The 2,483-nt window shown below is 73.2% G+C and carries 2 protein-coding genes; both read right to left on the reverse strand.

Features of this window, described 5'->3' with window-relative positions; genetic code table 11:
- Nucleotides 1-392: 392 nt before the first annotated feature.
- The gene (gene pgeF / locus FV223_RS25255) at nt 393-1,163 is read right to left on the reverse strand and encodes a peptidoglycan editing factor PgeF (protein WP_147729524.1); all 771 of its coding nucleotides are present in this window, start codon (nt 1,161-1,163) and stop codon (nt 393-395) included.
- 112 nt (nt 1,164-1,275) lie between these two features.
- Nucleotides 1,276-2,483: SAM-dependent methyltransferase (locus FV223_RS25260; RefSeq protein ID WP_246689805.1), on the reverse strand; the 1,208-nt coding region annotated here is incomplete at its 5' end.

Below are 2,483 nucleotides of genomic sequence, written 5' to 3' on the forward strand. Positions count from 1 at the left end.
GTGAACACCGGAACCGGGGTGAACACCGGCGGCGGAGCGCGACGCGGAAGGTCGGCGGCGAAGGCGGAGCCGGCGAGCGCGATGCCGGCGAGGGCGGTGACGCCCCGAAGCATGGATTTCATGGTCTGGTCCTCATTCCATCTGGTGCCGCCGGCCTTTTGACCCGTCCGGCACCGATTGCCCGTCTTTAAGTCAATGGCTCCAAGGATGCTGTTGCATCGCGGTAACGCCGACCGTCCTGAAGACGGCCCCTTTGTGGCGCCCCGCCGTTGTTGCCTTGGTACCTGTCCCGATAAACACACGCGAATGGTCAAGGTTCACTTGCGGCCACGCTTTTTTCGCGTCCCGCCTCTGGACAGATTGTCGCATGCGGTTCCTTCGATGGAACCCGCCTACGGCGTCAGCGCGATCGCCGAGATCAGCCGGCCGTAATCCGCCTCGGCGCGATGCGTGGTCCGGCGGTAGCTGTAGAAGCGGTCCGGGTCGGAATAGGTGCACAGGCCGAGGATGGCGGCTTCTCCGATCTCCGCCTGCTCCAGGCGGGAGAGCACGAAGCCCGGCAGGTCGAACTGTGCATGGTCGGGCCGCGTGCCGGCCGCGAAGAACCGATCCGATCCCGGCGCCTCGTCCCGGAAGCGCGTCATGAAATCCGTGCCCACCTCGTAGGCGCCCTGCGCGATCGTCGGGCCGAGCACCGCGACGATCGCCGAGCGGCGGGCGCCGAGCCCTTCCATCGCGGCGACCGTGGCCTCGACCACGCCGGTCAGCGCGCCCTTCCATCCCGCGTGGGCGGCGCCGACGACGCCGTTCTCGGGATCGGCGAACAGGATCGGGCCGCAATCGGCGGTGGCGATCCCGAGGGCGAGGCCCGGAACCCGCGTCACCATGGCGTCGGCCTTCGGGCGCTCCGACGGGGCGAACGGCGCCTCGACCACGACGGCCTGCGCGGAATGCACCTGGTAGAGGCTCACCAGCCGATCCGCCGGCAGCCCGAGCTGCGCGCACATCCGCGCACGGTTCTCGGCGACGGCCTCGGGCCTGTCCTGCGAGCCGAGACCGCCGTTGAGGGAGGCGTAGAGCCCGTCGGAAACGCCGCCCTGCCGGGTGAAGAAGGCGTGGCGGACGCCCGAATGCGAGCTGAGTTCCGGCGCTTCGACGAACATGGCGGCTCCTGGCATGGCGGCTCCTGGCGAGACTTCGCGCCCGCGATGCGGGATCACGTCCGCCCGTCGATAACCGAAGGCGCCGGCGGTGACGATGGCACCCGCGGCGCCCTCAGCCGTGCGCGAATCCCGGCGGCGGCGGAAGGGTCGGCTGGGTGATCGCCATCGCCTTGAACAGGCTTCCCATCCCGCCGGGGGCCGGATCGGTGAGCCGGAGCGACGCGGCCGCGATCGCCTCGGCCTGGGCCGGCGTCGCGCGCGCCTTCAGCCGGGCCGCGCGGGCGGGAAGACCCAGCGCATCGAGGAAGGCGCGCTGATCGACGGGGCCGTGGATCGCCGCCCCCGCCTCGGCGGCCGCGCGCGCCAGGGCCGGAAAGTCGACATGCACGGTGAGGTCGGCCTCGCCCGGCGCGTCGAGCGGCCCGACGAAGCGATGCCCGGCGATCGCCTGGAGGGTGTCGCCGAAGCCCGGCCGGACATGGCCGTAATCGACGACGAGCAAGGCTCCGCCCTGGTCGCGGACGCGTTGCGCCAGGGTTCGCGCCAGCTCGAGGGCGGGGGCGGGCAGGGTCATCAGCGCCCCCTCGGCCGCCGCGGCGGTGATCGCGACCGTCGGGTCGGGCGCGAGGCCGAAGGCGAGGGCGCCCGACAGCAGGAAGATCGCGAGCGCCGCCCCCGACCAGATCGCGAGCGCCCGTTCGGCCGTCGCGCGAACGCCGCCGGCCTCCGCGGCGAGGTCGGCGGTGAGGTGGTCCTCGACCGCCTTGAGGCCGTCGATGCGCTGGGTCGCGAGGCGGAACCAGAGCGGGGCGTCGCGGAAGGCCAGGGCCTCGCCGGGCATGGTCTCGAGGGCGACCTTGCGCAGGCGCGCCACCTCCCGCGCCGGGGCGGTGGCCTCCGCGGCATCGAGCAGGGCTCCTTGCGCCGGCTCCGCCCGGGACCGGAACAGGCCCTCGTAGGTGGCCTGGTCGGCCTGGAGGGTGGCGAGGCGGCGGATCCCGGCGAGGTCGAGGCTGCCGGCGGCGAAGGCGGCGGAGGCGGCGGCACGCTCCTGGCCGGCATATTCCTTCATCGTCAGGAAGGCGGCGTAGGAGGCGGCGTGGTTGGCGATCCCGACGGGGCCGATCGCGCCCGACAGGGCGCGGACCATCCCGAGGCCTTCGCCGATCAGGCCGGTATAGGCGGCGGCCGCCTGGGGCGCCGTCGGCTTCAGCGCGTCGACGGCGTTGCGCTGCGCGTCCAGGCCGTCGAGCGCCTGCGCGAAGGCGTCGGCCTTGCGGGCGAAGGCGGGGCCGTAGGCCGCCGCGCCGGCCGTGACGG

Origin of the sequence: Methylobacterium sp. WL116, from assembly GCF_008039455.1 — a bacterium.
In the GTDB taxonomy this organism is placed as follows: domain Bacteria; phylum Pseudomonadota; class Alphaproteobacteria; order Rhizobiales; family Beijerinckiaceae; genus Methylobacterium.

What these genes read in the sequence shown, in the direction of transcription:
- pgeF (WP_147729524.1), bottom strand. Translation starts at nt 1,163, where the DNA reads ATGTTCGTCGAAGCGCCGGAACTCAGCTCGCATTCGGGCGTCCGCCAC.